The organism is Streptococcus sp. HMSC076C09 (assembly GCF_001837905.1).
Taxonomy (GTDB): Bacteria; Bacillota; Bacilli; order Lactobacillales; family Streptococcaceae; genus Streptococcus; species Streptococcus parasanguinis_I.
Window position 1 is genome coordinate 1,660 of record NZ_KV834627.1, and the last position, 25,522, is coordinate 27,181.

Here is a 25,522-nt window from a genome sequence, read left to right on the forward strand (position 1 = left end):
CAGTTCGAACGACAGTGAGAACTACGATCCTTATAATACTTAATGAGGTGAACTCAGAGAGTTCAACCGAATTTAGAGATATTGATGCAGTTTGAGCGAAGCGAAAACTACGTTCCTTATTCCCTTAGCAAACGTTAGTGAGCTTAGGTACGTTGATGCAGTTCGAACTCTAGTGAGAACTACGGTCCTTATAATGCTTAATGAGGTGAACTCAGAGAGTTCAACTGAATTTAGAGATATTGATGCAGTTTGAGCGAAGCGAAAACTACGTTCCTTACTATTTTAGTGAGTCAAGTCCAATAGGGGCTTAGACGAACTTAGGTACATAGATGCCGTTCGGAACTACTTTTTACAGGACAACAAAATAACCTCCACGAGAGCTCTGATTTTTGATCTAGGCTCTCGGGAGGTTTTTTCATCTTTTATCTTTTTGACATTACATATCTTTGTGGATACGATAGGTATTATAAGCAGTGACTACATTAGCAACGGCGCTGACCCTTGAGCTACGTGCGATATCGGCTTGTAGGGCATTGGCTTCCTCTTGCAGATTGACTTGCGTTTCTTGGAATTGTTGCATTTCAAGCAGATTATAGGCTTCTGGCAAGGTAGAGGCACGGCCTTCTGCGATTAAGTTATATAGTCGGAAGAGGTCGTGGTAATTGTAAAATTTTTGTGGGAAACCTTGCATCCCTTGTTGGTAGGCTGGTTGGCTGATTTCCTGGTTATAAAGAGCCTGGGCATTGGCAAGAGCTTGCTTGGCTGGGGCTACAAATACAAAGTATTTGATCGCAATCAACCCACCCATCAATCCGAGCATCAGTAGAAAACCGTGCATCAGGTGACTTTGTTCTAAGAGAAAAATCGTAAAGGCAAAAAGAAGATTGAGGGCCAGTGTGACCGTGATTGGCCCATTGAGTCTCTTCGCTGCTTTATTTAATCGGTTTTGCTGCCGTTGAACTTCATCCCAAGCAACTGCTGCAGGGGCTGTTAGCACGCGCTTTTCATCTAATAGTTGTAAAATTTCTTGTGTCGTCATTGTAAATCTCCTTTTGTTATAAGCGTATCTTCTAGAATTGACCTTATTTTATCAAAAATCCCTCCCTAAAAAAGGGCCATGTAAACTATAGTTTCATTTTTCTTAAAAATCGAAGAATTTCTAGTTTTTTTGTCAAAAATTAAACTCTGAGTTTAATTCCAGCCTTTTTTGAGGTATACTAATGGTATGATAATTGAAAGGAAGTTCCCCTATGTCCTCATCTTCGCCATTTGGTCCAACATTTCGTAAGATTCGTGAAGCACGCGGTCTTTCTCTAAAAGAAGTCGCTGCAGACATTGTCTCTCCTCAGTTCCTCAGCCAATTTGAGCGTTCTCAAAAAGGAGTAACCATTGAGACCTTCTCTCGCCTCTTGCTGTCTATGGGGGTGGATTGGGACACCTTTTTGTCCCATTATCCTGGCTTAACCATTCAAAATTTCAGCCCCATTTTGATGAAACACATCAATCAAGAAAACATGGATTTTCTGTCCATTATTGAGCGCTTAAAGCACGAAAAATCACCTGTTGCAGAGGAGAACAAAGAGCTCTGGCAACTCTATTTGCGCTCACTTGAAATCAATGTCAATAACGCGATGGGAAAAGAAATCCACCTGGAAGACGCACCTGTCTCGATTCAACGAATCGCTCAAGAAGTGCCTTTTGCCTATCAAAATGAAATTGAGCAAGACTTCACCATTGCCCTTTTATCTGTCTTGCCCTATGAAGTCGTCGCTAAGATTCGAAAGGAATCCTTGGAACTTTTTGAAAGCAGTTATTCTGCCTACTCTGCCAATGCATTGGCCTCTTTACTGTTAAATCTAGCTAACTATCTTATTAAAAAAGAACTCTACTTAGAAGCTCTGAATTTTCTTCAATCGATTAACCAGCTTCGCAAGCGCAAACCGATTTTAAACACCAGTATTTCCATGCAGTTAGAATTTATGCAGGTCTATGCCCTCCTTGGCTTAAATGACAAGGAAGGGGTTTACCGTGCCAAGCAGGTCCTAAAAGCCTTGGAAGGTTTGATTGCCCTCGAAAATTTTGGAAGCCCGCTTGTTCAAATCAAAACAAAATTCATGTTGCGAGTCAATGAACTCAACAAAACCGGCATTGATTTCTTCAGCGAATAAAGATATCTCAGACTTTAGACCGATTCTTTCGATCAGCGCCTTTTCTTAAGTTTTCTTTAAGCAAACCGCCTTATAATAAAACCATCAAATAAAGACCTCCTAACTTTGTTTGATAGAAAATCCTAAACTTTTTCATAATAATCTCCCTATAAGAGCCACCAAAACCGGTGGCTTTTTCTACGTACCTTAGTGAGTCAAGTCCAATAGGGGCGTAGACGAACTTAGGTACGTTGACGCAGTTCGAACGACAGTGAGAACTACGATCCTTATTCCTTTAGCAAACGTTAGTGAGCTTAGGTACATTGACGCAGTTCGAACGATAGTGAGAACTACGTCCCTTCTCCTTCATTTGTACTAATACTCCAATTTATGCTCGATCTATGTTATAATGAAGAGAATTTTTGTCTGAGGAGGATTTATGAAAAAAACACATTCTACGCTATTCATCCCGGGCATCATTATGCTTGGGATTGTTTTACGAACACCATTTACTACGCTTCCGACGGTCTTGTCTGACATCGCTGCTGGTTTGGGGGTAGATGTGAGCTCTCTGGGACTATTGACTAGCTTACCACTTCTCACGTTTGCCATTTTCTCACCTTTTGCGATTCAATTTGCTAAAAAGTTGGGGATTGAGCGCCTCTTTTTCCTAGTTTTGATCGCGATTACGATCGGATCTGCCATTCGGATTATCAACCTCCCCTTCCTCTATCTGGGAACCATCTTGATTGGAGCTGGCATCGCCTTCCTCAATGTGCTGCTTCCAAGCCTGATTCAGGCGAACAGACCCCGCCAACTAGGCATTCTGACCACCTTGTATATCACTTCTATGGGGATGTCCACAGCGATCGCCTCTTCTGTAGCGGTTCCTATTACCAAAGCCACTTCTTGGCAAGGTCTAGTGACTCTTTTGACTGCCTTGTGCGCTCTTGCTTTGGTCATCTGGATTCCTAACCTTCGCTACAACCACCGGCTCAAAAAGGCTGCTACTACTGAAGCTAGTAACAAATGGTATACCAATAAATATGTCTGGGCTATCATGATTTTTGGAGGCTTGCAGTCACTACTTTTCTATACAAGTATGACTTGGCTTCCGACCATGGCTGTTCAAGCTGGCCTTTCAAAGGTTGAATCTGGACTACTTGCCTCCGTGTTCACCTTGATCAGTCTCCCATTCTCCTTGACGATCCCAAGTTTAACGACACGATTATCCGATCGCAATCGACGCTTGATGCTTACCATTGTTGTCGGAGCAGGAATTTTAGGGGTAGCCATGCTCTTAATCCCAACCAGCAACTTCTTCTACTGGCTCGTCATCAATGCCCTGATAGGAAGTTCCGTTAGTTCGCTCTTTCCTTACCTCATGGTCGCTTTCTCCATGAAATCCAGTACACCTGAAAAGACAGCTCAACTTTCTGGTCTTGCCCAAACAGGAGGCTACGTCTTTGCTGCTTTTGGTCCCATCCTCTTCGGCTACAGCAAATCTCTCTTCCACTCTTGGACACCAGCTATCCTCATGCTACTGGTCTTAACCATTATCATGGCGATTGCCCTTTATCAGGTGGAAAAAGTCGATCATATTTTTTAACCATTGACCGGCTGGAAGATTCGTCTTCCGGCTTTTTTTGTGTGCACAAAAAAAGAACTAGGCTCTAGGCCTAGTTCAATGTTTTATTATCCGTTAAATGAGATATGTACGTGGTCGTTGTGGTTTGCTGTATCTCCACCACGGTCTGGCATTTGGTTCCATGTATTAGCTGGTCCGTAAATGTTATTTACTGGCATGTAGAATTGTTGTTTCCAAATAATATATGAGATACCTGCACGGTCCATGTTATCAATTGCATACTGTGCAACTTGATCTCCAAGCTCTGAATTTGTTGGAACCATCACGTCTACTGCAAGCCCTTTACCATGGTCTTCTGGATCCCCTTCACGGTAACCACCGATGTTTGTGATACCGAATTTCGCTGCGATTTCTTGACGGAAAGCTTCTGCTTGTGGTTGAAGGTGTGGATCAGTTGGAATCGTATTTCCACTTGCTGGAGTTGATGCTACTGGTTGCACTTCAGGGGCAGCTGTAGTTTCTACTGCTGCAGGTTGTGCTGCCGGAGCTTCCTCTGCTGGTGCTGGTGTTTCAGCAGGAGCTGCTTCTGCGGCTGGAGCAGATTGAGGGGCAGCAGCTGGGGCTGCTTCTTGATTTTGAACTTCAACATTTACAGCTGGAGCACCGTAGTTTGGTGTTTCTGGGACAGCTGGTTGTGCTGGTGTTTCTGCTGCTGGTACTTCAACTACTGGAGCTTCCGCTGGTGCTTCTTGAGTTTCCGCTGCTGGAGCAACTGGAACCGCTTTGTTATCTTCGTTTACTGGTTTAGACAAATCGTTGACAGCGACTGTTTGGTCATCAACTGTCACTTGGTTTGTTGTCAAGTCAGCACTTGCAACGGTTGCATCTGTCGCACCTGCTTGAGGAGTTTGGATTTCAACTGAAGTTACTTCTTTTTGATCATTTACTGTTGTTTTCAATACAGTACCTGGGTAGATCAAATCCATGTTGCTGATGTTGTTTAAGTTTGCCAACACATGAACATCGATTCCAAGCGCTTCTGCGATCGAACTCAATGTATCACCATATTTGATGGTATAAGTTTGTTGGTTTTCACCGCTTTGTTGGATATCATGTTTGATTTCATCTACTGAGCGAGCTACCCAATCTTCAAGTGTTTCTGCAGTGGCTTTTGTAAATGGAATCACTGCAAGAGCTACTGTTGAAGCGATCAAGGCTTTCGTATTAACTTTTAATTTCATCTTTTATCCTCTTTTTTCTTTGTTTTTTTGCTCAAGATTTTCTTGGACAAATTAACTACCATACTATCTTATCACAATTTAAAAATAATAAAAGGCCTTTTTGGCTATTTAACAAAACTGTATTTTTCTTGTAACATTTCGTCTTTCTTGTCACATTGTTACAAACTAGTAACATAAAATTAGGGTCCTGGAAGAAGAGTTCGAGGGCGCAAAAAAAGCCTCATCAAGGAGCGGTTCCTCGATGAGGTTCTTGTATTTTTTAAGTAATTGAACATAGCTTTTTACGGCTTTGTATCTTATAACTGAACACGCCCTAAATGCTGTGTGATAAACGCAAACTGTAATAGTACTAACTTCAAAGACACAGTAGCTGATTGGATTTTTCTCTCGCTTTGAGAGCTCGGAAAAATCCTAATCAGCCTTGTGGGGGCAGGACAACGAAGCATTCTATACAACAGTGCTTCTGTCCTGCTCCCTATTTTCACTTTGCTTTTTACGGGCTTTGTATCTTGATGTATCTTATTTTACCTTCATGATTCTGACGAGGTTGGCGCGTTCGGCTTCTTCGAGTTTCATTTCGATATAATAGATAGTCTCTTTGAGGTCTGGGATGGTCGCATACTCGAGTCCGTTCACTCGACGGCGGGTTTTCTCGATTTCATCTGCCATGAGTTGGCAGCTTTTTTCGATTTCCGCTAACTTGAGCAAATCAGGGAGTAGATCCCCCATTTCTTGGATCGTGCTATCCATTTGACTGTTGGAGGCGAGGTAGCTATAAACCACGTCCCCTTCATCATCTCCGTATGGATTATCGATACGGGCATGGAGCTTGGGCACGCGCACACTCATGACATTTTCTTCCTCGATGTGTAGCATCACTTCTTGAGTGGGAACGGCAAAGATTTCTTCTACCATGAGGTCACTCTCCAAGGACTTGGCCATCACGAAATCTTGCATATTGCCCACCAGCGCTGCCTCCACCTTTTGGCGCAGACGATTATTCTCTCGCACAGCTTCAATAAAGCGACGCATGAGTTCATCCCGCTTATCCTTGAGCAACTTGTGCCCCCGGGTTGCTGTCTTGAGGCGCTCTTTGAGAATATTGAGCTCCATCCGAGTTGGTTTTACATTTAATCGTGCCATAGGCTAATCCTCTTTGTTTGGCAGATACTTGTCAATCATCTCATCCTTGATCCGTTTAAGCTCTGTTCGTGGAAGGATGGATAAGAGTTCCCAACCGAGATCCAAACTTTCCTCAATCGTCCGATTGGTAGTGAAACCTTGGTTGATGTATTCTTGCTCAAAGCGGTCTGTAAATTTAACATAGAGCTTGTCGGTATCTGACAAGGCAGATTCCCCAAGCACTACAGCCAGTTCTTTGGCTTGTTTTCCTTGGGCGTAGGCCGCAAAGAGCTGGTTCATGGTCGCCGCATGGTCTTCCCGAGTCTTGCCTTCACCAGAACCCTTGTCCTTCAAACGAGAAAGGGATGGAAGAACATTGATCGGTGGGCGGTAACCACTATTGTAGAGATCGCGGGACAGAATAATCTGACCTTCGGTGATGTAGCCTGTCAAGTCAGGGATGGGGTGGGTGATGTCATCTTCTGGCATAGAGAGGATCGGAATTTGGGTCACAGATCCTTTCTTTCCAACCAAGCGTCCTGCACGTTCGTAGAGGGTTGAGAGGTTGGTATAGAGATAACCTGGATAACCCCGACGACCTGGAACTTCCCGGCGGGCAGCGGATACTTCCCGAAGGGCTTCACAGTAGTTGGTCATATCGGTCATAATAACCAAGACGTGCATGTCTTTTTCATAGGCCAAATATTCGGCAGCTGTCAAGGCGATCCGAGGAGTGGCAATCCGCTCGATAGCGGGGTCATTAGCTAAGTTGATAAAGAGGACCGAGCGGTCAATCGCACCTGTCTCCCGAAGGTCGTTCATAAAGAACTCGGCTTCTTCAAAGGTGATTCCCATAGCCGCAAAGACCACGGCGAAGTTTTCTTCAGAATTAAGAACCGTCGCTTGACGAGCAATCTGAGCCGCCAACTCCTTGTGAGGAAGACCAGAACCTGAGAATACTGGGAGTTTTTGGCCCCGAACCAAGGTATTCAAATGGTCAATGGCTGAGATCCCTGTCTGGATAAATTCATCCGGATAGTCCCGCGAAACAGGGTTGATGGCTTGTCCATCAATGTCCAAGTACTTCTCTGGGATAATCTCCGGACCACCATCGATGGGTTTGCCCATCCCGTTAAAGATGCGTCCGACCATGTCTTCAGACACAGGAAGTTCTAGGGGACGTCCGGTAAAGCGGACTTTGGCTTTTTCCAAATTGATCCCGCTAGATCCTTCAAAGAGCTGGACCATGGCCTTATCTTCTTGGACTTCGAGGACTTGTCCCTGACGGGTCGTTCCATCATGAAGCTTGATTTCTACTAGTTCATTGTAGTGAACCCCTTCGACCTGATCGACAATCATCAAGGGGCCAACAACTTCGCTGACAGTACGGTATTCTTTAATCACGCTCATTGTCTACTCCTCCTTTTGCGACGATTTGGTGTAGGGTTTCTACGATTTCTTCTTTCAGGGCTTGAATGGTTGCCAACTGATCCTCATGGATGAACTTGCTCCGGGCAATACGGTCTCGAAGAGCTACGGTTCCTTCCATGATTTCTGTGAAGTAAGCTCCCAATTCTAGTGCTTTTTGACTTTCTTGATCAAAGGTCAAAATGTTGGTCAACAAGGCCACCTGCTTGCTGAAAGAGGTATAGGTATCGACCTCATCAAAGGCATTTTGTTGCAGGTAGTCTTCACGGATCATCTTGGCCGCATTCATGGTCAAGCGGTCTTTTTCAGACAAGGAATCTAGACCAACCAAGCGCACGATTTCTTGCAATTCACTTTCCTTTTGAAGCAAATTCATAGCGCGGGTCACTTTTTCAGACCAGCTGATTTGTTCATGTAAATCGATATAGCGACCAACTTCATCTTGGTAAAGCGAATAAGAACTCAACCAGTTGATGGCTGGGAAGTGGCGGCGTTGGGCCAATTGAGCATCTAAGCCCCAGAAGACCTTAACAATTCGCAAGGTATTTTGCGTTACCGGCTCTGAAATGTCTCCACCTGGAGGGGAAACGGCACCGATAGCGGTAATTGAACCTTCGCGCGCAGTGGTTCCAAGTGTCTTGACCCGACCTGCACGCTCGTAGTATTCGGCGATCCGGCTACCAAGATAGGCTGGGTAGCCTTCATCCCCTGGCATTTCTTCTAGACGACCAGACATTTCACGGAGAGCTTCTGCCCAACGCGAAGTCGAATCAGCCATGATGGCAACGGAATAGCCCATATCACGGAAGTATTCGGCAATAGTAATCCCTGTGTAGATGGAAGCTTCACGCGCCGCTACTGGCATGTTCGAAGTGTTCGCGATCAGAACAGTCCGTTGCATGATGGATTGACCAGTCGTTGGATCGATCAATTCTGGAAATTCATTCAGAACGTCCGTCATTTCATTTCCACGTTCCCCACAACCAACGTAAATTACGATGTCTACATTGGCAAACTTGGCCACCTGGTGTTGCACAACTGTTTTTCCAGCTCCGAAAGGACCCGGAACAGCTGCAGCTCCACCTTTAGTCACAGGGAAGAAAGTATCGATGACCCGTTGACCGGTAACCAAAGGCTCTACTGGAATCAGTTTTTGTGCAAAGGGACGTCCTCGACGAACGGGCCATTTTTGCATCAAAGTACCAGTAAAGAGACTGCCATCTGCCTGCTCGATCTCATAAACCGGCTCTTCTACTGTGTAAGAACCTGCTGCGATCTTGGTCACACGTCCACTGACACCAAAGGGTACCATGATGCGGTGTTCCACCATATTGGTCTCTTGAACGGTACCGACGATGTCTCCAGCGACCACTTCTGTCCCTTCAGTCACACTTGGTTCGAAGGCCCATTTGGTGTCCCGATCTAGATTTGGAACTTGCACCCCACGAACCAAAAAGTCACTGGCAGTCACTTCTTGGAAGCGTTCCAAGGGGCGTTGGATCCCGTCAAACATCTGAGAGATCAAACCTGGTCCCAATTCAACAGAAAGGGGAGCTCCGGTTGTGACCACTGGTTCTCCTGGACCGACTCCAGACGTTTCTTCATATACTTGGATAGAGGCTTCATCCCGCCGCATCTCAATAATTTCGCCAATCAAACCAAGATCGCCGACCCGGCAAATGTCTTGGATATTGGCCTCCTGCATCCCTGATGCAACCACCAAGGGACCGGAAACTTTGATAATTTTTCCTTGAGTCATGTATTCCTCCTGGGAATCCTTTGTTTCTTTGTTTTACTTTTGTGCTATCTCTCTTAGAGATTGCTTTTGTTGGCCATTGGCATCGAAATTGCTTGGATCCAACCAAGCTTCTAGTCGCTGTTTGATTTCTGGCCATTCTTGGTCAATGATAGACAACCAGTCTGTATCACGGGTACGACCTTTATAAACAACAGCCTGACGGAAACAGCCTTCATAGGTGAACCCTAAGCGCTCAGCTGCTTTGCGAGATGCTTGGTTTAAGGCATCGCATTTCCACTCATAGCGGCGGTATCCTAAATCTTCAAACACGTAGCGCGCTAAGAGATACTGGGCTTCTGTAGCCATGCGTGTCTTTTGGAGCGCTGGTGAGTAGGTCACTGCTCCGACTTCGATCACCCGATTGGCTTGATCGATCCGCATGAGAGAGAAAGTCCCCAAAGCCTTGCCTGAATCTTTGTCTACAATCGCATAGTAAAAGCGACCTTGGGCTGTCATGAGATCATCTAATAAGTGGTCCCACTCCTCTTCATTGCGGGCAGGGCCTTTGAACAGAAAGGTCCACATAGCTGCTGGAGAGTCCGGCCCGTAGACCTGATAAAGATCTGCTCCATGTTTTTCTTTTGAGAGGCGCTCGATCACGGTATAGCGACCTTCGATCCGCTCAATAGCTGGCAGACGCCCGGGTGTAAAATCCGGCAGTGCATCGCCAATCGCTTGGCCAAATTCATTTGTTCTCATAAAATATCCTGTCCTACTGCTTTTTCGACATTATCACGAATCCGCTGTTGGCCCAGTCCCGTAGTTCCTCTATGGGTCGGGATAAGGATCAGAGCCGGTGTCAGCTGCTGGTCGTAAAAAGCCACTGTATCTGGAATGGCCTGAGCAATATCCTCTGTCAGGTAGATAATCCCGAAGTTTTCCCGACTGAGTTTTCGCAAGGTATTGATCGCTTCTTGCGGCTCTGTGACCGGATAGGTTTGAAAACCAATCAGGCGAAAAGGAAGGATGGCGTCTCGATTGCCCACAACGGCGATCTTATAGGTCTGTTTGTCCATAAATCGGTCTCATCCTTTCTTTGATGTCTGCTAGCGGAAAACCATTGTCCAAACCAGAGAGGACCAAACGAAGGTTGGTCACCTCTAACTCTTTTCCGTAAAGATAACGAACAAGAGGGAGTGGTCCATCGACTTCAAAACGGCCAGCGTCTAGAAGACTGAATTTCACCAAACTCTCTAAATACTCCAACTCTACGGTCTTTAGTTGACCGGTGCGCATCTTTTCTTCATAAGTCTCTAAGGCGAGATCGTAGTCCAGCGGATTGACTTGATAAAACCAGGTCAACCACTGACCGGATTCTAGCAGGTCGATCACCTGATGGGCACTGAGGCTCCCTTCATCTGAAAGTAATTGGTGCATAAAGCTATGCGGTTTTTGCTGATCCAAGGCCCGCTTAACTGTAATCGCATTGTAAAAGTCAATGGTCACGTTCACCAACTGCTTCAGAATCGGATGATCTAGGCTGTCCCCTAAGTATCTCAGATGTTTAAAATAAGCTAAATCCATCCCGATTTCGAGAACCCGCAAGTCCTGATAGTCTTGGAATTCTTGCCAGGTTGCAGCCACTTCTTCCGCCATAAAGGCTGGGCAATGCTCCGCAGAAAAAGTCGCCACCAAATGCTCGAGCACATCGAGAGAATAAGGACCGATAGGGATCAATAAGTGCCCCAACTTGCGCTCTGTCGCCTTGTGTTTTAGATAAACCTTGAGATTATGATAGGTGTATTTCAAGGTAAACAGGCTAACCAGGTCTGACTGAGGGCTTACCTCAAAAGCCCATTGGTATTCTGCCAACAAGGCTGCCATCAGACGGGCTTCAAGGACTGATAAATCCTTGATCTCGTGGCTGTCTAAAGCATAAGGTGTTCCTTGTAGCAAGCCTTCTCGGCTCTCGCTTGAGGGACTTGCAAGCAACTGCTCAAACTGACTGGGACTGACAAAACTAGCCTCACGTACGCTGATTCCTGTATTGACTTGAGAATAGGTCCGTTCGCTCATTGCAACCTCCTAGTTCTCTTCATCTGTGAAAATGCTGGCTGCCATCTGGTAGCTTTCTTGCTCCCAAATGGAATCCACCAAATCAAAGTAGAGATAGTTGTCATCAATCTTCCCAACCGACAGGACAAAGCCTGCTTGAGCTGGGATCGTTGCATCTGCAACTGTCACATTCTGATGCGTCTGCTTCAATCTCTCAAGAGCTGCTGAATCAAATTTAGCAGCGCTCACCGCCCCAAAGGTCAGGGTCACAACTTGTCCCTGATAGCGCTCTAAGACCGCATCTACAAACTGCATTTCCTTTTCAAGGGGCCAAGCCACCATCGCTTCATAAGCATCTGCAAAGAGATCCTTTAAGACTCGTTGCTTGGTGACAAGGGTGGATTGGCGTTTTTTATTTTCGATTTGTTGGGTTTCACGTTGCAATTGACGTTGAATCCGCTTGAGCTGCTCGGAGCGTTGATTAAGTTTGTCTTGGATCAAACGCTCTTCTTGTGCAGTCTCTTCTTTTAGGATGGTTTCCTTGGCCTCTTCTAAGAGTTTACGCCCTTTTTCATGGGCTTGGGCCAAGATCGAATCCTTTAATTGGGTTTGTTCATCCATATCGTTTTTCTCCTATTGCATGCGTCTTGTGTTTTTCGCCTCGCGAGGCGAATCCATCAAAGCTAGCTCTTAGCCGACGCGTAGGGTCAATAGGAAGGACACAACGAAGGCCAAGATGGCGTAGGTTTCAACCATGGCCGCTAGGATAACCCCTTTCATCATGTCTTCAGGGCGTTTGGCCAAGATTTGCATCCCTGCTGTCGCAACATTTCCTTGGTGTTTGGCTGAGAAATAACCAACGATCGCAACTGGAAGAGCTGTAAAGAAGTAAGCAACCCCTGTTTCAAGTGGCATATCTGGCTTAATTTGCAACCAGATCAGGATCCCGATAACGAAACCGTACAAACCTTGTGTACCTGGCAACAATTGCAAAATCAAGGCTTGGGCAAATTTTTCAGGTTGTTCTTTCAAGAGCGCTGCTGCTGCTTGACCCGTTTTACCAACCCCAAGGGCAGATCCCATTCCACTAAGTGCAACGGCGATCGCCACACCAAATGCTGCAAAGAAGGCGCCCCCATGGGCTGAAAAATATGATGCTAAAGATTCCATGAATATACTCCTATTTATTAAAGATAATACTTATTTTTTTGTTTTAATATAGCGTTCAGAAGGTTTGAGAGGACGAAATGGCTTGCCTCCTCCTTCGTAGAACTTACCGAAGAACTCCACAAAGATCAAACGGGCTCCATGCACATATCCTGACAAGAAGGACAGGAACATATTAATGGCATGTAGGACGATAAAGAGCAGAAGCCCTACCGTAAACCGTCCAAGCGGTGGAAAGAGATTGACAATGAGGTTGAAGGCCGAACCGATACTCGCTCCAGACAAGCCCAAGGCCATCAAACGGGTGAAGCTGACCAAGTCTCCGACATAGCCACTGACATTGTAGAGGTTAAAGAGACCAGACGCTAAACCGGATAGCTTCTTGGCACTGACAATGGAAACAATCAAGATCCCAATGGCGTTCAAAATAGCCAGCCACTTACCAATCGGAACTAGAAGGCTCATCCCTGGCAAGATATTGCCTACTGCTAGAAGCATTAAACCAAGTAGGATCAAGACCCAAGCAAAGCCAGCATTATAGGCTTCCGTGTAGTCTTTGAGGCGAACATTTTTCATTCCTCCTAGGAAGAGGCCCACTAAGACGGTGATAAAACCAAAGACCACTGAGAGGATCAGGATGGTCATGGCGTTGCTGGTCGTACTGATCAGGGCAAAAGGCATCTCAAATCCAAAGAAAGAGCCATAGACCACACCCCAAAGGGCAACTGAAATTCCAAGGAGGCTGAAGAAACGAAGGTTCTTGGCTGTCCCAGGCTTGAGCTTAAAGGCTTTAAGGGCAAAGCCTGTCGCTACCGTTAGCAACAGTCCATAACCGATATCTGCGACCATCATGCCAAAGAAAACAAAGTAGAAGAGAGAAACGATCGGTGTCGGATCTTTCTCGTAATACTTAGGCAGGGCGTACATCTCTGTGACTAATTCAAAAGGTTCTACCAAGGCATTATTTCGCAACTGGATCGGAACGTCATCCCAATCTTTTTCCGTCACATCGCGTGTCTCTAGTAAGACTCGAGAACCAAAACCTTCTTGCAAGAAGTCTCGCAATGAGGCCACTTGGGAGGTTTCAATCCAACCCTCTAGGGCTACCAAGCTTTGCGTACTAGCAAGAAGCGACTTAGCTTCCTCACGAGCTCCCAAACTCAGCAAGTAATCCATCTGGTACTTGAGCTGGTCCAACTCCTTCTGGGAGTTTTGCAACTCGGCTAGGGTTGCTGCAACTACAGCTTCTTGCTCTTTGATTTCCCCTTCTAGGCGATCCAAGTAGACGGCCGGGACCTGCTCTTCTTCATAGTCCAATTCTTTGAACCCATGATCTTCTAGAAGCTCCTGAACAGCTACACGATCTCCCGATCGATACAAGATGACATAACCGTGTTCGGTTTCAGACGTAAAGACTTCTTCTAACTCCAGCTCTGGATGAGCTTTTAAGGAAGAACGAACAGCGTCTGTATCGCTATTTGGAATCGTCCCGATCAAGCCATGCACATAGTGAAAAGTAGCGAGGGCGGCTGGCGTCACCTCTAACGGTCGCCATTTTTCTAAGCGCTCTATCTCTGCCTTTGCATCCGCAATCTTCTGACGAGCCTTGTCTAACACGCGCAATTGGCGTTTCAACTTGGTCAATAGAAGATCCTCATCTCGAATCATCCCGTGGGCCTGCAAGTCATCAAAAGACAAGCTTAAGGGTTCTTCCTTCAGAGCTTGCAGGGCCTTTTTCTCAGGCATATAAGGCTCCAGAGTCTGAATCATTTTTTCGACTTGTTCTTGACGTTTTTGCAGCTCTACCAAGGCTTGACGATTGTCCTCTGTTAAGGGTTGAGACAAGGTATTTGCCTCAAAGGCAGCCTGCCATTCTTCATGCTCACTGAGGTCATAAATCTGGATTTTTGCCTCAGACTGTAGCGCTAGTAGGAGACTGTCCAAGTCATCTTTGGGTAAGATGAGGGACAGTTTTTGCATCTGACTAACGGCCATAGCTTGCTACCACCTTTTCTACAATGGCTTCAACTAACCCAGCTCGCTTGTCGGTCATCGCCTCTTGTACCTTGGCATCATTGCGCGCAACCGTTTCTTCCAGATCTTTCGTTAAACGGACGAGTTTTTCTTGGGCGTTTTTTTCTGCCTCTGTAACCAATTGCTTGGTTTCCTCATCGTAATGCTGTGCTACTGTTGCAAGGCGATCGCGTGAATCCGTTCGGATTTGCTCGACTTGAGCTTCATAGCCTACGATCACGCCTTGAGCAGCTTGCTCGATCTCTTGCATCATCTCGAGTGTTGCATTCGACATCGTCACACCTCCTTATTCAACTATTGTTCTTCCAACAACAGTACAATTATCTTAAATTATACCATATTTTACATAGTTTTGTTCGGGGATTTAGGGATCGATCACTCCTAAAACGACCGTTTTTTAAGACAAGTTCTTCCCCTGATCCATTAAAAATTTGGCTACTGCTCCCAATCTTCCCGCTTCATTTCCTAATGTAGCCGTTACAATTTCTCTTGGTAAAAATCGTTGATCCTGAATAGCATGTTGCAATACATTTTTCAATAGTGGCAACAAAACATCAGATCGCGCAAAAATGCCACCTCCTAAAATTATCTTTTCTGGATTTAAGACATAAGAAATGGTTACTAACCCTTGCGCTAGATGATTAACATATGTTTTCAAGACCTTCAAAGCAACTGGTTCACTCTTATCCACCGCCTCAAAAAAAGTTTTACCGGTTTGATGGTGTAAGCCAGATGCTTCCTCATACATCTGAACGAGTGCTGACGCAGACGCTAAGGATTGCCAATCTGTATTCCCAATCGGTAAATATCCGATTTCACCTGCTGTAAAATTATGCCCGGATAAGATTTGTTCATTGGTGAAAATACCACCACCAATACCGGTACCAACCGTAATCATAACAGTAGAATGGCTATTTCTGGCTGCACCTTTCCATATTTCTCCTAACAAGGCACAATTGACATCATTTTCTACTGTAACGGGGATGGAAAATCGTTTCTGAATCTCGCTGGAAAAATCAGTCCCACTGTAAGAAGGAATGGTGTAACCTGCATATACGATTTTCCCTAATTGGCTGTCGACAACACCTGCTGTCGAAATAGCAACTCCATCTAAATCAATAATAGATTGATAGCCAGCAATGAGGTCACAAATTTGATCCAGTATACCATTTGTTTGGTTCTCATGGCATATATTGGTTCTCTGTTCTGAAAAATGTCCCAAAGCATTGCCATCTTCATTATATACATCCGACTTAATAGATGTACCTCCAATGTCGATCCCTAAAATATTCATTGTTCATCCTCCGTTTTATGTAAATTGAGGGCCGAAAGTGTATCAGTGAATATATGATTCCTTCTCTCTCTATCCAAGTCAACATAATAGGCATAAAAAATATCGACTACAACTAAGACTGGGAATTGTGGTGATATGAGCGTACCTTGGGGCAAACTTTCCTTTACTGCCACAGACACCAGTTCATCACACCGCCCTTTTAAAAACGCACTTATTTTCGATGTTATTAGAACAGTCCTAGAACCTTTTTGCTTTGCTTGATACACAGCATCTAGAATTTCTTTTGTCTCACCGGATAACGAAATTCCAATAACCAGACACTCATCATCCAGCATGACCTCATTGACTCGTATCATGTGGTCATCGGTAATAGCCTTACAAATCATTCCCAGCCTCATAAAGCGAAATTCCATCTCACGCGCTACAAGACCTGAACTTCCAATTCCGTATATATAGACCCGCTTAGCCTTGTCTAACATCCGACTAACACGTAATAACTGTTCTTCATCAATCAAAGAAAAAGTCTTATTTAACAACTCTCCATAATCAGATAAGACACTTTTTGTAATATGTCGACTAACATTTTGAATGTCCTGATTTGACTCCTCAAACTCATAAACAAATTGACGATATCCTGTGAACCCACACTTCTTAGCAAATCTTGTCAAAGAAGAGAGGGAAACATACAATCGTTTAGCCACTGATTTTGCAGATAAATCATCTTGCATGACATGATCAGATAAAAAATAGTCAGCTATTTTCTTTTCTAAATCTGTTAAGCTTTCATAGACTGACTCAATGACAGGTTGTATACTTTTTTCTAATGTAACCATTTCTCCTCCACTCTGACAACATCTTCTAAAAACGGGGAAAGAGGCTGGGAATAGTCTCCAACCTCCATTAACAATTCATGAGAACATCCATCATCTTATAGGACCTTTCGATCCACTCAATGAGAGAAATCAGTGACTAGATAACAAGATCCTTCTCTCAAAAATTGTTCTATTCTCCCGCTCGGAATGAAAAGAATGAATAATGCGCGCTATAACCGCACTTTAAATACTATCTTGCGAATATCTTGAGCCTGATCGACTTTCAAACCTGTCTTATGCGCATCATTTGGATCTAATAATAAAATGGCACCTGGTGTAAAATGAATATCAAACATCGAATGGCCAGACATTTGTTGCCAATCCTCTTCTTTCACATAATCTTCCAAGTTCATATTGGACAGAAAATTATATGAGATTCGTTCTTTTCCTTCGAATAGAACATGAACGTCATAGTAGTCTCGGTGACTTTCCCATACACGATGTTCTTCATCCGTTGTTTCCATTTCAATCACATTGTAAAAGAAATCATCAGAGACTGAATGTGTCCCCTTTTCATCTTGACTGACATCATGTGTTTTTAAATAATCTACAACTTTCTTGAGTGCAGGGTGTTGAATGTCCCGTGCAATCACTGCATCTTTATATTGTACTAATTCCATACTGGAACTCCTTTCGAATTCAACCTGGGCTTCTTAAAAATAGCAAGCAACATCTTCTGATTGCTCTTATTCATTGAAATAGGGCCTTATTTTCTTATCGTATCAATAGCCTATAAAATGACAAGAATTTACTATTCTGTTTTACAATAGTTAAGCATTTGTGATTTCTGAAAGACTTACTTTTCGATCTTCTTTAACTGATAAAGTACATGCATCAGCGGTAGCGATTGATTCTAAAGCAGCTACACCATTGAGAAGTTTTTCATATTCTTCTGTAATTTCTCCACCTTTAATGATGTCATGTAGATATTCCATTTCTTTATCAATACATGTTTGTAACCATAATGGGCAACGTACTCCTGGTTTACCGTACGCAATTGCTCCATCCATACCACGACCGGTATAGATAGCTGTACGGTCATCATCTTCCTCTTGAGTTTCATGTACTAAGAAGTGTGATTCTCCTTCACCTTTAACACGAAGAGTACCTCCAGTATTGAACAAGTCAAGTTTGATAGCTCCTTCAGTTCCTTGAATCAAGACGTAGTGTTCACCCCAACGGAAAGCATTACCATATTCCAAAACAGCATAACGATCATCAGAGTATTCTAGGTTTACAATGAGCATATCATCTTCATCACCAAAGTTTTCACCTTTATGATATACATTGCCTCCTACCATTGTCGCTTTTTCAGGAAGCCCTCCCATGATGAACTGAATGCAATCTAATTCATGAATATGGTGGTACAAATGTCCTCCAGATTGAGAACGAAGTTTCTTCCATGATACAGTTGGTTGTTGTTCTTCCCAACCTGTACGAGCGGCATGGCAATAAAGAACTTTACCGATTTTACCTTGAGTAATCAATTCTTTAGCATGGTGTACACCATTAAAGAAGTTCATGATGTGACCAGCCATAAAGATAACATTATTTTCTTTACATGCGTCAACCATGGCTTTACAATCTTCATAAGACAATGCAATTGGCTTTTCACAAAATACGTGTTTGCCATGTTGAGCAGCTTTCACAACAGGTTCACGGTGAAGGTAGCTAGGTGAAGCTACGATCACACAATCAATATCTTCACGTGCTACAAGTTCATCTAAACTTGCACAAACATCTGATCCCAATTCTTGAGCAACTTCTTCTCCATGATTTGGGTCAAATACCGCAACCACTTTTGCATCTTCAATTTTGTTCATTGAGCGAGCCAAATCAGCTCCAAAATATCCAGCTCCAACAATACCGTAATTTACCATAATTTTTATCCTCTATCTATATATTTTTAAATTTCAGCTTTAATTCTTTTTCAAATCTTCAATCTTAAATGTTATATATGGTACAACATTTTTCATATGAAGTTCATTACGATACCATGAATCAAATTTTTCAAACATCAATCCAATACAGTACCTAAGGTTACATATTGTTTAATATTTTTTTCATTTTATTTTTCCTCGTTTAAAACTTTGATAACAAGTTTTTTAACAGTTTCATCATTGCAATGAATCTTTGGTTGGTGAAGATCTTCTTCAAAAGTCACCAACATATTCCCTGGAAGCAATTCAACAATTTGATAGTCTTTACTATCGTAAAAAGCAATATCCTTCTCTTCGCTAAAAGGTACACGTGACTGAGCACGAACTGGGGAAGTTACTGCCATTTTTTCTGTATTTTCAACAACAATATGAATATCTAAATATTTCTTATGATTTTCAAAAATATCTCCTGGAACTCCATCAGCTAGATAAGTCATACAATTTGCAAAAACATTTTCCCCGTCAATATCAATTTTTCCATCAACTAAATCTGTCAAATTTGTATTTTCTAAAAAATCACAGACTTTTGAAAAATGTTTATTGACAGAAGCATATCGTCTAAAATCAGATTGTTCAGAAATAATCATATTATTTTCTCTTTTCTATTAGTGACTAGTGACGAACTTCCCAACTTGAATCCGCTTTAATTTCTGAAATATCATAAATCGTTGTATATTTAGGTGCAGATACTTTATTTTCAGTAAGAACAGATACAATATAACCTGAAACTACTGATACAGAAATTGAAATCAATGAATATGCCCAGTAGCTAACAGCTGTTGGAGGAAGGAAGTATTTAATAAATACCATAACGATGGTTGATACAATCAGCGCTGCATAAGCACCTTGTTTATTTGCTTTTTTAGAAACAAAACCAAGAATGAATACACCACCAAGTAGACCAAGTACAAGTCCCATGAAACTATTGAACCATTCGTATGCAGATTTAATATCTGAATGAGCCATGATAACGGAAACAACAATTGAGAATAAACCTACTGCTAGAGATACGAATTGTGCAATTTTCGTACGACGATCGTCTGACATATTTTTAGAAATGACATCTTGAATATCCAATGTCCATGAAGTTGCAACAGAGTTCAAACCTGTTGAAATAGTTGATTGAGCTGCTGCATAAATCGCTGCCAAGATCAAACCTGTGACACCTACTGGTAACTGGTATGCAATAAAGTACATAAAGATTTGGTCTTGAGGGATATTGCTAGCTGCACTACCTGCATTTTGTACTTGATAGAATACGTACAAGCCTGTACCGATCAAGTAAAAGACTGTTGCAGTTGCAAGTGACAAGACACCATTTGTGAACAACATTTTATTAAGTTTCTTAATATTTTGTGTTGTAGTAAAACGTTGAACCAAATCTTGAGATGAAGCATAGGAAGACAAGATTGTAAAGCCTGAACCCATCACAATTAAGAAGATGGAGTTTGAAAGCAAGTTAGGATCGAAAAGTTTTTCATTTGCAGCAAGGAATTTCCCGTTTGCTAATGTTTCTGCTACTGCACCAAAGCCACCTTTAATATTAGCCATCAGTACAAATAAAGCTACAACGACACCACTAATCAGAACCACACCTTGAATAAAGTCTGTCCATAATACGGATTTTAGACCACCAGTATAAGAATAAACAATTGCAATTGCACCCATCAAAATGATCAAAATATTGATGTCAATTCCTGTCAATACTGATAAACCAGCTGATGGGAGGTACATAATGATAGACATACGTCCCAATTGATAAATAATAAACAAGAGTGCTGAAATAATACGAAGTGCTTTAGAATTAAAACGTTTATCCAAGTAATCATATGCCGTATCGATGTCTATCCGTGCAAAGATAGGTAAGATAAAACGAATTGTCAGTGGAATAGCTACAACCATCCCTAATTGAGCAAACCATAAAATCCAGCTACCTGCATAAGAGTTACCAGCGAGTCCCAAGAAGGAAATCGGACTGAGCATTGTGGCAAAAATGGATACCGAAGTAACATACCAAGGAACCGAACCATCTCCTTTAAAGAACTCTTTTCCTTTCATCTCTTTTTTAGAGAAATAGATACCTGCAACCAATACCACAAGTAAATAAACAATCAAGATAATTAAGTCAATTATTGTAAATCCTGTTGTGCCCATAACATATCTCCATATTGATTTTATTTATTATAAAAATTCTTTTCGTGCTTGTTGAATAAGTTCTGCTGCTTCTTTTGCAATTGTAAGATCTTCTTCATGCAATGGTTCGAGTGGGGCTCTTACAGAACCAAGATCTAATTTTTCATTTAGACGGAGAATTTCTTTGATCACTGCATAAAGATTTGCTCGACCACTGACCATTTTATAAATGACATCATTGATCGCATATTGCAATTCTTTAGCTGTTTCAAAATCGGATTCTTTGATTAATTCATTCAATTTCAAGAACAAATCAGGCATCACCCCGTAAGTACCACCAATTCCAGCTTTTGCACCAATAACGCGGCCACTAATGAACTGTTCATCTGGTCCATTAAATACAATGTGGTCATCTCCTCCATCAGCTACAAACATTTGAATATCTTGTGTTGGCATGGATGAATTTTTAACCCCAATCACCCGTGGGTTCTTGCGCATTTCAGCATAAAGGTCACGCGTGAGGGTAGTACCAGATAGTTGTGGAATGTTATAAATGATAAAATCTGTATTTGGTGCAGCTTTACTCATGTCATTCCAATACCGAGCAATGGAATAAGCAGGAAGGCGGAAATAAATAGGTGGGATAGCTGCAATAGCATCTACTCCAAGACTTTCAGCATGCTTTGCAAGTTCAACGCTATCTTTGGTATTGTTACATGCGACGTGGGCAATAACGGTTAGTTTTCCTTTAGCGACCGCCATTACATTCTCTAAAATCAGCTTACGATCTTCAACACTAAGATAAATACATTCTCCAGAAGATCCGTTGACATAAACCCCTTGTACTCCTTTATCAATATGGTATTGAGTCAAAGCACGTACTCTTTCTGGGCTCACTTCACCATTTTCATCATAGCACGCATAAAACGCTGGAATAACACCTTCATATTTCTTCAAATTTGTATTTGTCATTTGGAAACCTCTTTCTTTATTTTGTTGCTTCTACAAATTTTTTTGTAATTAATTGTGGACGTGTAATAGCTGAACCTACGACAACACTATAGGCACCTAACTCCAATACCCTATGGACTTTATCAGGGGTATCGATGTTCCCTTCTGCAATTAATGGATGAGATAGTTTACTAAGGGCTTTGCGAATAATTTCAAAGTCATTTGATTCGATTTTATCGCCTTTACTTTGCTTGGTATACCCTACCAACGTTGTTCCAATATAATCAAAACCTATTTGATCAGCCGTCAGCATTTCATCAATAGTAGAACAATCTGCCATCCACAATTGATCCGGATATTTTTTCTTTACTTTTTGGAAAAAATCTTCTAAGCTTTCGCCATTTGGTCGTGTAGAAGTTGTGGCATCTATCGCAATAATATCCGGACGAACCGTCATGAGTTCATCTACCTCTTTCATAGTTGCCGTGATATAAACATCTGCACCTTCGTAATCTCGTTTGATGATCCCAATGATCGGTAAATTCACCGCTTTTCGAATCGCTGCAATATCAACAACAGAATTGGCGCGAATTCCAGATGCTCCGCCCTCCTCGGCAGCCACTGCCATACGAGCCATAATAAAATCACTATGCAATGGTTCGTCTGGTAGAGCTTGACACGAAACAATCAGCTTATGCCGTAACTCTTCCATGATTTAATCACCTGCTTCTTTTTTAGTTTGTAAGCTCTTACACCATTAATCATAATACTTTAAAAATGTATTTTCAATACTTTTACTATAATTAGAAAGTACTTTCTAAAAAATCCTAGCAATTCCTATATTTTTATTGTATATCTATTTTATTTATTATACAAATACTTTATGTTATTTATAAAGGTTCTTTCTTATCAAGCCATAAGAAAGAGTTCTTCCAAAGTGTTACCTTACTTCCATATTTATTTCTTATAGCTACAATTTTATGATTTCTATTTCTAGTCTTCTATTCCTGAAAGTAAATTTAATCTTTTAAGCACTTTTAAAATTATTATTTCACCATTTAAATACTGATACTAGTTTCAATGTTTTTTTACTTGCTTTTACTTGAATAAAAGGGTGTCTCCATGTTATAATGTGTAATATATTATAGGAGAATCCTGTTATTTGATCCTGTGAGAAAGGAGGATTGCTGTGAAACAAGATCAAGATTTACGCACCATTATCGCCAACCATGAAGCTGAGTTAACAGATATGGAACGAGACATTGCCCAATATTTTTTATCATCCGAAGCACGACAGCACTCCCTGTCCTCTTCTCGTGTAACTGAGTTACTCCATGTCTCAAAGGCTGCCTTAACGCGTTTCTCTCAAAAATGTGGTTTCACCGGCTATCGAGAGTTTGTCTATCACTTTAACGAAGAAACAAAAAATCAAAAACAGGTACAAGAACATGACGAACTCACTCTCAGCGTCTTGCAACGCTACCACCATATCGGTAACGTCACTGAAAATTTCGTCAAAGATCCCCAATTAGAGCATGTAGCAGATTTAATTGATCAAGTAGATCGGATCTATTACTTCGGGATTGGAAGTTCCAGCTTGGTGGCTCGGGAGATGAAATTGCGCCTTATGCGACTTGGTGTGGCAGGGGAAGTCGTGACTAATCAAGACGGATTTAATCAGACCACCAGCATTCTAGATTCCTCCTGCTTAGTCATTGGATTTTCTTTATCAGGCAAGACGAGCGCTATTACAGATAGTTTGTTGAAAGCCAAGAAAAACGGCGCAAAAACAGTCCTTATAACTGGCAATCCTGCTGGTGTCCACCAAGATTTCACTGAAGTGGTGCCCGCTGCACCTCTTCCAAGCAATACCTATATCGATCGCATCTCGGCGGTTCTCCCCTTACTAATTGTGGTCGACCTCATCTATGCCCATTTTCTTAATATCAACCGAGAACAAAAAGAAATCGTCTTTAATAGCTACTGGGAACACAAAAAACTCTCTAGTCAACGTTCTCGAAAATCTTAATATGGTCTCCCTATTTAAAAAACCAAGAAGGATGAGATAAAACTCATCCTTCTTGGTTTTTTTGATTGTTCTAAAGAAGTATTTATACTCTATAATATTGAAACCATCTCATCTACCTAGGCCATCTTTTGAGTCGCTTTTTCCTTTACGACAAATACAAAGCCGATAGAGCCGACGACGGCTCCAAGCAAGATCCAATAGACCATATCCGATGAAGCCATTGGGCCTGCCAAGAGACCTGCTAGTAAAAAGAGATCGATATACAGTCGGGTATCGCGATAGAAGGTCCAATTGAAATGGTAGCTACCTTCTGAATACTGACGTGTCGATACAGCCGGTTGAAAGACCTGAAGAAGGATCAAAATCCCAACAAAAGCAAGATAAGCGAGGCTAACTACCGAAAGCGGAGCCCGCATCGTCAAAGCTACAGCCGCTAAAAGCAAGACCAAGATCCAGAAATGGAAGTCCATCCAGAATTCACGATGATAACAAAACCGTTTCATAAGATCACACCTTTCTCTTTATGTAATCGTTTTCTGTACTTATATTATAAGACAACAAATTTATTTTGCAAGGAATCATTGGCTTTTGGGGGTTGAAAATAGGACCAGAATATCTCTGGTCCGTCTAAAAAAACTATGAACAAATATTAGTTGCCACTTCATTCACTGATATCATTTTCGATAATGACTTTGAGTGCGTTGTTTTCACCCGCATGTTTAAAGACATCATAGGCTTTTTCAACTTCTGAGAGTTTGAAGTGGTGGGTGATGAGCTTAGTCGCATCGATCTTGCCTGATTTCAAGACATTGAGTAACATTTCAGTAGTATTGGCATTGACAAGACCGGTGTTGAGGGTAATGTTCTTGATCCACAAATCATCCAAATTGAAGCTAACCGGTTTTCCGTGGACACCGACATTAGCGATGTGTCCACCGACAGAGATGACGTTTTGGCAGACATCAAAGGTAGCAGGATAGCCCACACATTCCATGGAGATATCGACACCACGACCTTCGGTCACTTCATTGATAAAGGCCTTGATTTCAGCGATATCGCTGGAGCAGATGGTGTGAGTTGCTCCAAATTTCTTAGCCGCTTCAAGACGAGATTCAGACAAGTCCACCATGATAATGGTAGCTGGTGAGAAGAACTGCACAGTCAAGAGAGCTGCAAGACCGATCGGACCAGCTCCAACGATACAGACATTGTCCCCAGGTTTTACATGAGATGGGAGGACCCCGATTTCATAAGAGGTTGGGAGAATATCTGAGAGCATGACCAAGGCTTCGTCATCCACAGTTTCAGGCGCATGATAAAGACTACCATCCGCATGTGGAATGTGGACATACTCTGCTTGGGTTCCGTTGATCAAGTGACCCAAAATCCAACCACCATCTTCACAGTGAGAAGGCAAACTACGTTTACAGTAGTAGCAGGTATTACAAGCTGTGACACAAGAGATGATGACCTTGTCGCCTACCTTGAAGTTATTCACTGCATCGCCGACTTCTTCGACGATCCCGATTCCTTCGTGGCCTAAAATCGTGCCTTCTTTACAAGCTGGCACATCTCCTCCTAGGATGTGAAGGTCTGTCCCACAGATGGTTGTCTTCAAGACACGCACAATGGCATCCGTTGGATTTTTGATCACTGGTTTTGGTTGATCCAGCAGTTGCAGATTGCCTGCAGATACATAAGTTGCAGCTTTCATAAGCGACTCCTTTTTTGTTGGTTTGATAAAACCATTTTATTTTCGTTTCTTTGTGAATATTATAACATA

At 42.5% G+C, this 25,522-nt stretch carries 25 protein-coding genes; 3 read left to right on the plus strand and 22 right to left on the minus strand.

The genetic code is table 11. The features are described from left to right. Positions 1–436: 436 nt before the first annotated feature. On the minus strand, positions 437–1,039 hold the full coding sequence (locus tag HMPREF2704_RS02650) for a hypothetical protein (RefSeq protein WP_049486045.1): 603 nt from the start codon (positions 1,037–1,039) through the stop codon (positions 437–439). Positions 1,040–1,250: 211 nt separating this feature from the next. Between HMPREF2704_RS02650 and HMPREF2704_RS02655 the strand changes: the two genes are divergently transcribed. Both HMPREF2704_RS02655 and HMPREF2704_RS02660 read left to right on the plus strand, forming a co-directional pair. Further along, the gene (locus tag HMPREF2704_RS02655; protein WP_003015436.1) at positions 1,251–2,168 is read left to right on the plus strand and encodes a helix-turn-helix domain-containing protein; all 918 of its coding nucleotides are present in this window, start codon (positions 1,251–1,253) and stop codon (positions 2,166–2,168) included. Between the two features lie 418 nt (positions 2,169–2,586). Next, positions 2,587–3,756 (plus strand): CynX/NimT family MFS transporter, encoded by a 1,170-nt coding sequence (locus HMPREF2704_RS02660; protein WP_070464614.1) that lies wholly within the window; start codon positions 2,587–2,589, stop codon positions 3,754–3,756. Between the two features lie 86 nt (positions 3,757–3,842). Here the strand turns inward: HMPREF2704_RS02660 and HMPREF2704_RS02665 are convergent, their stop codons facing one another. From HMPREF2704_RS02665 to HMPREF2704_RS02755, 19 genes are all read right to left on the minus strand, one after another. Beyond that, complete coding sequence (locus tag HMPREF2704_RS02665; RefSeq protein ID WP_070464612.1) at positions 3,843–4,976, minus strand: M23 family metallopeptidase; 1,134 nt, start codon at positions 4,974–4,976, stop codon at positions 3,843–3,845. A gap of 519 nt (positions 4,977–5,495) precedes the next feature. Then, positions 5,496–6,119, minus strand: a complete 624-nt coding sequence (locus HMPREF2704_RS02670) for a V-type ATP synthase subunit D (protein ID WP_070464610.1) — start codon at positions 6,117–6,119, stop codon at positions 5,496–5,498. A 3-nt stretch (positions 6,120–6,122) separates the two neighbouring features. Next, positions 6,123–7,508 (minus strand): V-type ATP synthase subunit B, encoded by a 1,386-nt coding sequence (locus tag HMPREF2704_RS02675; protein ID WP_003002370.1) that lies wholly within the window; start codon positions 7,506–7,508, stop codon positions 6,123–6,125. Further along, the gene (locus HMPREF2704_RS02680) at positions 7,495–9,285 is read right to left on the minus strand and encodes a V-type ATP synthase subunit A (protein WP_041826169.1); all 1,791 of its coding nucleotides are present in this window, start codon (positions 9,283–9,285) and stop codon (positions 7,495–7,497) included. Before HMPREF2704_RS02680 ends, HMPREF2704_RS02675 begins: the two co-directional genes overlap by 14 nt. A gap of 33 nt (positions 9,286–9,318) precedes the next feature. Further along, positions 9,319–10,023, minus strand: a complete 705-nt coding sequence (locus HMPREF2704_RS02685) for a GNAT family N-acetyltransferase (protein WP_049485581.1) — start codon at positions 10,021–10,023, stop codon at positions 9,319–9,321. Then, the gene (locus tag HMPREF2704_RS02690) at positions 10,020–10,340 is read right to left on the minus strand and encodes a V-type ATP synthase subunit F (RefSeq protein ID WP_003009443.1); all 321 of its coding nucleotides are present in this window, start codon (positions 10,338–10,340) and stop codon (positions 10,020–10,022) included. Before HMPREF2704_RS02690 ends, HMPREF2704_RS02685 begins: the two co-directional genes overlap by 4 nt. Further along, entirely contained in the window at positions 10,321–11,340 is a 1,020-nt protein-coding gene (locus HMPREF2704_RS02695; RefSeq protein WP_070845574.1) for a V-type ATPase subunit, read from the minus strand. The genes HMPREF2704_RS02690 and HMPREF2704_RS02695 overlap by 20 nt, the downstream gene beginning before the upstream one ends. A 9-nt stretch (positions 11,341–11,349) precedes the next feature. Next, on the minus strand, positions 11,350–11,940 hold the full coding sequence (locus HMPREF2704_RS02700) for a V-type ATP synthase subunit E family protein (RefSeq protein ID WP_070675926.1): 591 nt from the start codon (positions 11,938–11,940) through the stop codon (positions 11,350–11,352). 69 nt (positions 11,941–12,009) lie between these two features. Continuing rightward, positions 12,010–12,489, minus strand: coding sequence for a V-type ATP synthase subunit K (locus HMPREF2704_RS02705; RefSeq protein WP_003009435.1), 480 nt, complete (start codon positions 12,487–12,489; stop codon positions 12,010–12,012). A gap of 30 nt (positions 12,490–12,519) precedes the next feature. Then, the gene (locus tag HMPREF2704_RS02710; protein WP_070845576.1) at positions 12,520–14,481 is read right to left on the minus strand and encodes a V-type ATP synthase subunit I; all 1,962 of its coding nucleotides are present in this window, start codon (positions 14,479–14,481) and stop codon (positions 12,520–12,522) included. Further along, a complete protein-coding gene (locus tag HMPREF2704_RS02715; RefSeq protein WP_070845579.1) occupies positions 14,471–14,794 on the minus strand; it encodes a hypothetical protein in 324 nt (107 codons plus the stop codon). Before HMPREF2704_RS02715 ends, HMPREF2704_RS02710 begins: the two co-directional genes overlap by 11 nt. Positions 14,795–14,917: 123 nt before the next feature. After that, the gene (locus HMPREF2704_RS02720; RefSeq protein WP_061591040.1) at positions 14,918–15,814 is read right to left on the minus strand and encodes an ROK family protein; all 897 of its coding nucleotides are present in this window, start codon (positions 15,812–15,814) and stop codon (positions 14,918–14,920) included. Further along, a complete protein-coding gene (locus tag HMPREF2704_RS02725) occupies positions 15,811–16,647 on the minus strand; it encodes a MurR/RpiR family transcriptional regulator (RefSeq protein ID WP_070845581.1) in 837 nt (278 codons plus the stop codon). Before HMPREF2704_RS02725 ends, HMPREF2704_RS02720 begins: the two co-directional genes overlap by 4 nt. Before the next feature lie 209 nt (positions 16,648–16,856). After that, positions 16,857–17,306 (minus strand): NanQ anomerase/TabA/YiaL family protein, encoded by a 450-nt coding sequence (locus tag HMPREF2704_RS02730; protein WP_049483957.1) that lies wholly within the window; start codon positions 17,304–17,306, stop codon positions 16,857–16,859. 150 nt (positions 17,307–17,456) lie between these two features. Next, the gene (locus tag HMPREF2704_RS02735; RefSeq protein WP_000248712.1) at positions 17,457–18,566 is read right to left on the minus strand and encodes a Gfo/Idh/MocA family protein; all 1,110 of its coding nucleotides are present in this window, start codon (positions 18,564–18,566) and stop codon (positions 17,457–17,459) included. Between the two features lie 188 nt (positions 18,567–18,754). Then, a complete protein-coding gene (locus HMPREF2704_RS02740; protein ID WP_061591043.1) occupies positions 18,755–19,213 on the minus strand; it encodes a NanQ anomerase/TabA/YiaL family protein in 459 nt (152 codons plus the stop codon). A 25-nt stretch (positions 19,214–19,238) separates the two neighbouring features. After that, a complete protein-coding gene (locus HMPREF2704_RS02745; protein ID WP_061591044.1) occupies positions 19,239–20,780 on the minus strand; it encodes a sodium:solute symporter family protein in 1,542 nt (513 codons plus the stop codon). Positions 20,781–20,807: 27 nt separating this feature from the next. Continuing rightward, positions 20,808–21,731: a dihydrodipicolinate synthase family protein gene (locus HMPREF2704_RS02750; RefSeq protein ID WP_061591045.1), complete on the minus strand. Its 924-nt coding sequence runs from the start codon at positions 21,729–21,731 to the stop codon at positions 20,808–20,810. A gap of 16 nt (positions 21,732–21,747) precedes the next feature. After that, positions 21,748–22,422 carry an N-acetylmannosamine-6-phosphate 2-epimerase gene (locus tag HMPREF2704_RS02755; protein ID WP_049485589.1) on the minus strand — a complete coding sequence of 225 codons (675 nt, stop codon included), beginning with the start codon at positions 22,420–22,422 and terminating at the stop codon, positions 21,748–21,750. 477 nt (positions 22,423–22,899) lie between these two features. Between HMPREF2704_RS02755 and HMPREF2704_RS02760 the strand changes: the two genes are divergently transcribed. Beyond that, positions 22,900–23,739, plus strand: a complete 840-nt coding sequence (locus HMPREF2704_RS02760) for a MurR/RpiR family transcriptional regulator (RefSeq protein ID WP_061591046.1) — start codon at positions 22,900–22,902, stop codon at positions 23,737–23,739. 116 nt (positions 23,740–23,855) lie between these two features. Here HMPREF2704_RS02760 and HMPREF2704_RS02765 read toward each other — a convergent pair whose 3' ends face one another. Continuing rightward, positions 23,856–24,242, minus strand: a complete 387-nt coding sequence (locus HMPREF2704_RS02765; RefSeq protein ID WP_070845583.1) for an ABC transporter permease — start codon at positions 24,240–24,242, stop codon at positions 23,856–23,858. 158 nt (positions 24,243–24,400) lie between these two features. Continuing rightward, the gene (locus HMPREF2704_RS02770; protein ID WP_049523798.1) at positions 24,401–25,453 is read right to left on the minus strand and encodes a zinc-dependent alcohol dehydrogenase family protein; all 1,053 of its coding nucleotides are present in this window, start codon (positions 25,451–25,453) and stop codon (positions 24,401–24,403) included. Between the last annotated feature and the right edge of the window lie 69 nt (positions 25,454–25,522).